The sequence below is a fragment of the Microbacterium sp. genome (assembly GCF_032084865.1).
Classification (GTDB): Bacteria; Actinomycetota; Actinomycetes; order Actinomycetales; family Microbacteriaceae; genus Microbacterium.
The window spans coordinates 1-7401 of record NZ_DAMDLU010000142.1; the positions used below are offsets into that span (position 1 = coordinate 1).

5 protein-coding genes are annotated in these 7401 nt (G+C 69.7%); all 5 read left to right on the plus strand.

The features are described 5' to 3' along the window. Nucleotides 1–680, plus strand: a 680-nt coding sequence (locus RT309_RS12575; protein ID WP_313357528.1) for a hypothetical protein, incomplete at its 5' end; no start/stop codon positions are given. Nucleotides 681–689: 9 nt separating this feature from the next. Continuing rightward, the gene (gene pta / locus RT309_RS12580) at nt 690–2795 is read left to right on the plus strand and encodes a phosphate acetyltransferase (protein ID WP_313357530.1); all 2106 of its coding nucleotides are present in this window, start codon (nt 690–692) and stop codon (nt 2793–2795) included. Beyond that, complete coding sequence (locus tag RT309_RS12585) at nt 2792–4054, plus strand: acetate kinase (RefSeq protein ID WP_313357531.1); 1263 nt, start codon at nt 2792–2794, stop codon at nt 4052–4054. The genes pta and RT309_RS12585 overlap by 4 nt, the downstream gene beginning before the upstream one ends. A gap of 64 nt (nt 4055–4118) precedes the next feature. Further along, nucleotides 4119–4859 (plus strand): beta-phosphoglucomutase family hydrolase, encoded by a 741-nt coding sequence (locus RT309_RS12590; protein ID WP_313357533.1) that lies wholly within the window; start codon nt 4119–4121, stop codon nt 4857–4859. Between the two features lie 27 nt (nt 4860–4886). Beyond that, nucleotides 4887–7379: a glycosyl hydrolase family 65 protein gene (locus RT309_RS12595; protein ID WP_313357535.1), complete on the plus strand. Its 2493-nt coding sequence runs from the start codon at nt 4887–4889 to the stop codon at nt 7377–7379. The last annotated feature ends 22 nt before the right edge of the window (nt 7380–7401 follow it).

The following is a 7401-nucleotide window of genomic DNA, read 5'->3' on the forward strand; positions in this document are numbered from 1 at the left end:
GCCGCACGACCCGGTCGCGCTCGCGCGCGCAGCGCCGGCGAGGGCTCAGGGCCGCTGCGGTCACTGCGGGGGTCGCGCTTCTGGCATCCGGTGTTCTCGCGATTCTCGCCCTCGTCACCGCTCCCCGAGCGGAGGGCTACTGTCTCGATGATCCTGCGGCGTATCCGGCATTCGGAGTGAGCGGATGGCGCGGCGAGCAGCTCGAGAACGCCGCGACCGTCGTGCGCACGGCACGCGAGCTCGGGTTCGCGCGCGACGGCCAGATCATCGGCGTCATGGCGGCGATGGGCGAGAGCTCGCTGCGCAACCTCGATCACGGCGACTGGGAGACCTCAGGCGTCGTCAACCCCGACGGCAGCCGCACGACGAGCATCGGACTCTTCCAGCAGCAGGAGTGGTGGGGAAGCGTCGCCGAGCGGATGGATCCGGTCACCGCGTCGTCGATGTTCTTCACGCGCCTGCGGCGCGTGCCCGACTGGCAGAGCCTCGCGCCGTCGAACGCCATCAACCGGGTGCAGATCAACTCCGACCCCCAGCACTACGCCCGATTCGCCGACGACGCCGCCGCCGTGGTGGATGCCCTGTCCGGGCCGTGCCCTTCGACAGGCTCAGGGACCCAGACAGGCTCAGGAACCCAGACAGGCTCAGGGCCTCAACCTGCACAGACGAGCGGTCACTAGGCTGGTCACGTGGCACGCAGCATCTACATCACGTCTGCCGAAGGACACACGGGCAAGTCGACGATCGCGCTCGGCGTGCTCGACGCCGTGATGCGTGTCTCGCCTCGCGTGGGGGTGTTCCGGCCGATCATCCGCTCGGCCGATGAGCGCGACACCGTGCTCGAGCTGCTGCTGGCGCACGACGGCGTGCACCTCGAATACGACGACTGCATCGGCGTCACCTATGACGACGTGCGCCATGACCCTGAGGCCGCGCTGGGCACGATCGTGGCGCGCTTCAAGGCGGTCGAGGCGCAGTGCGATGCTGTCATCGTCGTCGGCAGCGACTACACCGACGTCGCGGGCCCGGCGGAACTCGGCTTCAACGCGAGGATCGCCGCCAATCTCGGCGTCCCGGTGCTGCTCGTGCTCTCGGGGCGCGACAGCCAGAAACAGGCCGAGCAGCTGGGCACGACCACCGCCCGCACCTCCGCGCAGGTGCAGCAGATCGCCGCGCTTGCGATCGCCGAACTCGCCGCCGAGCGAGCGGAGCTGTTCGCTCTCGTCGTCAACCGCGCCGAGTCCGGCCAGCTCGCCGAGATCATCGAGCTCGTCGACGACGGGCGCACCCCGGTCTGGGCCATCCCCGAAGAGCGCTCCCTCGTCGCGCCGTCGATGCGGGGGATCATGCGCGCCGTCGACGGGCGGCTCGTGCGCGGCGGCGACGAGCTGCTCGAGCGCGAGGCGTACAGCATCGTGATCGCGGGCATGTCCATGGTCAACGTGCTGCCGCGTCTGACCGAGGGCGCGGTCGTCGTGATCGCCGCCGACCGCACCGAGACGCTGCTCGCCACGGTGCTCGCCGCGGCATCCGGCACCTTCCCCGACCTCGCGGGCATCGTGCTGAACGGGCCGTTCGAGCTGCCCGAGCCGATCCTGCAGCTCATCGACGGATTCGAGCTGCTCGTGCCCATCATCGCCACCGACCTGGGCACCTTCGACACGGCGGTGCGGATCATGGGCTCGCGCGGCCGGATGAGCCCCGAGTCAGCGCAGCGCTACCAGACCGCGCTCGAGCTGTTCCAGAAGCACGTCGACATCTCCGAGCTGACCGAGCAGATGGGCCTGGCGGAGTCGACGGTCGTCACGCCGCTGATGTTCCAGTACGGGCTCATCGAACGGGCGCGCAGCGATCGCAAGCGGATCGTCCTCCCCGAGGGGTCCGATGATCGGATCCTGCGAGCGGCGGCCATCCTGCTCGCGCGCGAGGTGGCCGACCTCACGATCCTCGGCGACGAGACGGGCATCCGCGCCCGCGCCGGCGCGCTCGGGCTCGACATCTCCGCAGCGCAGGTGCTCAGCCCGACCGACCCCGCACTCGTGCAGCGGTTCGCGCGGGAGTACGCCCGTCTGCGCGCACACAAGGGCGTCACGGTGCAGCAGGCTGCCGACACGGTCACCGACGTGTCGTACTTCGGCACCATGATGGTGCACCTCGGTCTCGCCGACGGCATGGTCTCGGGTGCGGCGCACACCACGGCGCACACCATCCGCCCGTCGTTCGAGATCATCAAGACCAAGCCCGGCGTCGAGGTCGTCTCGAGCGTCTTCCTGATGGCGCTCGCCGACCGGGTGCTCGTGTACGGCGACTGCGCCGTGATCCCCGACCCCACCAGCGCCCAGCTGGCCGACATCGCGATCTCGTCTGCGGCGACCGCCCGGCGCTTCGGCATCGACCCGCGGGTGGCGATGCTGTCGTACTCGACGGGCGAGTCCGGCTCGGGCGCCGACGTCGAGAAGGTGCGTGCGGCCACCGCCCTGGTGCGCGAGCGCGAGCCCCTGCTGCCGGTCGAGGGGCCGATCCAGTACGACGCAGCCGCCGATGCCGCGGTCGCGAAGGCCAAGCTGCCCGGCTCCGAGGTCGCCGGACGGGCCACGGTGTTCGTGTTCCCCGACCTGAACACCGGCAACAACACCTACAAGGCGGTGCAGCGCTCGGCCGGCGCGGTGGCGATCGGTCCTGTGCTGCAGGGTCTGAACAGACCGATCAACGACCTGTCGCGCGGCGCGCTCGTCGACGACATCGTGAACACCGTCGCGATCACGGCGATCCAGGCACAGGGAGAACAGGCATGAACAGCGCTGCGTCGAGCCGCCTCGATCAGACGTCGCGCGGATCCGTGCTCGTCATCAACAGCGGATCCTCGTCGCTGAAGTACAGCCTCATCGATCCGTCCCGCGAACTCGAGCTGGGCAGCGGGCTCATCGAGCGCATCGGTCAGGACTCGGGAACCGTCAGCCACACGGCGCGCGTGACGGCCGAGCCAGGGGAACCCGCCCCGACGATCCTCGACGTGCGTCACTCGGAAGAGCGGCCGATAGCGGATCATCACGAGGCGTTCGCCGTCATGCTCGCCCAGTTCGCCGAGCACGGGCCCGACCTCGACGACCATCCGCCGATGGCGGTCGGTCACCGTGTGGTGCACGGGGGAGCGCGGTTCTTCGAGCCGACGGTGATCACCTCTCTGGTCGAGATCAACATCGACGACCTCGGCGTTCTGGCTCCGCTGCACAATCCTGCGAACCTGGCGGGCATCCGGGCGGCGCGCGCGGCCTTCCGTGACGTGCCGCACGTGGCCGTGTTCGACACCGCCTTCCACCAGACCCTCGCCCCGGCGGCGTACACGTACGCGCTCGACGCCGCCGTCGCCGACGAGCACCGCATCCGCCGCTACGGGTTCCACGGCACGAGCCACAAGTACGTCTCCGAGGCCGCGGCGTCCTTTCTCGGGCGCGACCTCGCCCAGCTGCGTCAGATCGTGCTGCACCTCGGCAACGGGGCATCCATGACCGCCGTCGACGGTGGCCGGTCGGTCGAGACGTCGATGGGCTTCACCCCGCTCGAGGGCCTCGTGATGGGCACCCGCACCGGCGACATCGACCCGGCCGCGCTGTTCCACCTGTCCCGGCGGGCAGGACTCGACACGGATGCGCTCGACGAGCTGCTCAACAGGCGCAGCGGACTGCTCGGTCTCGCCGGGCGCAGCGACATGCGCGACATCCTCGCCGGCCGCGCCGCAGGCGAGGAGGCGGCGACGCTGGCATACGACGTGTACGTGCACCGGCTGCGCGCCTACCTGGGCGCCTATATCGCGCAGCTGGGCGGCGTGGATGTCATCGTGTTCACCGCCGGCGTCGGCGAGAACGCCGTCGACGTGCGCGCCGACGCGCTCGCCACGCTCGGATTCCTCGGCGTGAAGGTCGACGCGGAGCGCAACGGCGCCCGCGGGCGCGGCATCCGGCGCATCTCCTCAGACGACTCGGCCGTGGAGGTGCTCGTCGTCCCCACCGACGAAGAGCTCGAGATCGCCCGCCAGACGCTCTCGGCCATCTGAGGCCACCCTTTTCGCATCCGCACTCTCACTAGGCTGGACGAGCCCGTCCGACCAAGGAGGTTCCATGTCTGACGCTCTCCCCGATCTGCACCGCACCGCCGGCGTGCTCTTCGACCTCGACGGTGTGCTCACGCCGACCGCCGAGGTGCACATGCGCGCCTGGCAGAAGGTGTTCGACGAGGTCTTCGCGCGCTGGGGCATCGAGCCCGCGTACACCGACGACGACTACTTCGCGTACGTCGACGGCAAGAAGCGCTACGACGGGGTCGCCAGCCTGCTGCGCAGCCGCAACGTCGAGATTCCCTGGGGTGAGGTGACCGACCCGCCCGAAGCCGAGACGGTGTGCGGTGTCGGCAACCGCAAGAACGACGCGTTCATCGCGGTGCTGCGCAGCGAGGGGATCGCCCCGTACCCCGGCTCGCTCGCTCTGCTCGAGAGCCTGCGCGACGCCGGCGTGCCGATGGGCGTCGTGTCGAGCTCGAAGAACGCCGGCGAGGTGCTCGCGAGCGCGGGCATCCGCGACTTCTTCCGCGTCGTCGTCGACGGGCTCGTCGCTGAGCGCGACCACCTCGCCTCGAAACCCGCACCCGACATGTTCCTCGACGGCGCGCGGATGCTGGGAGTCGACCCCTCCGAGGCCATCGCCGTGGAGGACGCCGTGTCCGGCGTCGCCTCGGCGGCCGCCGCAGGGTACGGCGCGGTGGTCGGAGTCGACCGCGGCGCGGGGGCCTCGACTCTGCGTGAGGCGGGTGCGACCTGTATCGTCGATGATCTTGCCCGTCTGCTCGACGACGCGCAGAACTGACCCCCCTCACACGCTTTCGGAGAGAGCATGATCGATCGCGACCGCTACCCCGTCGACCCTTGGCGTCTCGTCGAGACCCGCTACGACGAGGAGGGGGTGTCGGAGACCGTCTTCACCGTGGCCAACGGCTATCTGGGTCTGCGTGGCAACCACATCGAGGGTCGCGGGGCGCACGAGCACGGCACCTTCATCAACGGTCTGCACGAGACCTGGCCGATCCGCCATGCCGAGCAGGCCTACGGGTTCGCGGAGGTCGGGCAGACGATCGTGAACGCGCCCGACGCGAAGGTCATGCGCGTGTACATCGACGACGAGCCGCTCTCGTTCGACGAGATGGAGGTGCACGAGTACTCGCGGTCGCTCGATATGCGCACCGGTGTTCTCGAGCGCAACGTCGTCTGGATGACCCCGTCGGGCAAGCGCGTGCGCATGCGCGACGAGCGGATGGTGAGCTTCGAGGAGCGTCACCTGGCCGTGCTGCGTCTCGAGGTCACCATCGAGAACGCCGACGCGCCGGTCACGGTCAGCTGCCAGATGCTCAACCGGCAGGACGGTGCGGGCATCTACGCGGGCGACCCCATGGCGAGCAAAGCCGACCGCAAGGCGGGTTTCGATCCGCGCAAGGCCGACCGGATCACCGAGCGCGTGCTGCAGCCCGTCGAGTACTGGCAGGACGGACTGCGCTCGGCGCTGTCGTACAGCGTCTCGGATTCGGGCATGACGGTCGCGGTCGTCGCCGATCACCTCATCGAGACCGAGAACGAGTACAGCGCGCGCACGCTCGTCGAGCCCGACATCGCAAAGAACGTGTTCCGCATCCAGGCGAAGGCCGGCGTGCCGATCCGGATCGACAAGATCGTCAGCTATCACAGCTCGCGCGGCGTCCCGCCCCGCGAACTCGTGGACCGGTGCCGGCGTTCGCTCGACCGTGTCGGGGTGGAGGGGGTGGATGCCCTGTTCGCCGCGCAGCGCACGTGGCTCGACGCGTTCTGGGAGCGCTCCGACGTGCGCATCGCCGGCCATGACGACCTGCAGCAGGCCACCCGCTGGTGCCTGTTCCAGCTCGCGCAGGCGGCGTCCCGTGCCGACGGGAACGGCGTCGCGGCGAAGGGACTGACGGGCTCCGGGTACAGCGGGCACTACTTCTGGGACACCGAGATCTACGTGCTGCCGTTCCTCACCTACACGTCGCCCCAGTGGGCGAAGAATGCGCTGCGCGCGCGGGCGATGATGCTTCCGGCAGCACGCCGCCGCGCCGCCCAGCTCAACGAGGCGGGCGCGCTGTTCCCATGGCGCACGATCAACGGCGAGGAGGCCTCGGCGTATTACGCCGCCGGCACCGCCCAGTACCACATCAACGCCGACGTCAGCTACGCGCTCGGCAAGTACGTGCGGGCCACCGGCGACCTCGACTTCCTGCGGCGGGACGGCGCCGACATCGCCGTCGAGACCGCTCGGCTGTGGGCGACGCTCGGCTTCTGGCGCGGCACGAACGGCGACTCGACCTTCCACATCCACGGGGTGACCGGCCCCGACGAGTACACCACCGTCGTCAACGACAACCTCTACACGAACGTCATGGCCAGGTACAACCTGCGTCTCGCCGCGCGCATCGTCGGCGAGATGGCCGTGAAGGCACCTGCCGCCTACGCGGCCCTGGTCGAGCGCACCGGCCTCGACGACGGCGAGCGGGACGCGTGGCTGCGAGCGGCCGACGCGATCCACATCCCGTACAGCGAGGCGCTGGGCATCCACCCTCAGGATGCGTTCTTCCTGGAGCGCGAGGTGTGGGATCTCGAGGGGACGCCGCCCGAGATGCGTCCGCTGCTGCTGCACTACCACCCGCTGGTGATCTACCGCTTCCAGGTGCTCAAGCAGGCCGATGTCGTGCTCGCGCTGTTCCTGCAGGGCAACCTGTTCACCGAAGAGGAGAAGCTGGCCGACTTCGACTACTACGACCCGCTGACCACGGGCGACTCGACCCTGTCGGCCGTCGTGCAGTCGATCATGGCGGCCGAGGTGGGCTACCAGGACCTCGCCCGCAAGTACTTCGAGCACGCGCTGTACGTCGATCTGGCCGACCTGCACAACAACGCCGCCGACGGGGTGCACGTGGCGTCGGCGGGCGGCGTGTGGACCGTGCTGGTCAGCGGCTTCGGCGGCATGCGCGACCACGACGGCGAGCTGAGCTTCGATCCCCGTCTGCCTGTCGACTGGCCGGAGCTGTCATACCCGCTGCAGTGGCGCGGCTCGCAGCTGCAGATCACCGTCACGCGCAATCAGCTTCGTCTCGAGGTGCACGACGGAGATGCCGTCGAGTTCACCGTGCGCGGCGTCGCGCACCGCGCGGCGGTGGGGGAGCCAGCGTCGGTGCTGCTCGCGGGGCAGGGCCCGGTGCGCCCGGGACGGCCGACGCTGCGCGGCATCGAGGATGCCCGTCGCGACGACGGCACACGCCTGACGATCTCGCTTCCGGTGACCACGACGACGATCCCCATCATCGACGCCTACGAGGATTGACCCGTCCTGCCCCCTCCGCCAC

Excerpts from the sequence above, each read along its gene's own strand:
- RT309_RS12595 (WP_313357535.1), top strand. The coding sequence starts at position 4,887 with ATGATCGATCGCGACCGCTACCCCGTCGACCCTTGGCGTCTCGTCGAG.
- RT309_RS12585 (WP_313357531.1), top strand. The coding sequence starts at position 2,792 with ATGAACAGCGCTGCGTCGAGCCGCCTCGATCAGACGTCGCGCGGATCC.
- RT309_RS12590 (WP_313357533.1), top strand. The coding sequence starts at position 4,119 with ATGTCTGACGCTCTCCCCGATCTGCACCGCACCGCCGGCGTGCTCTTC.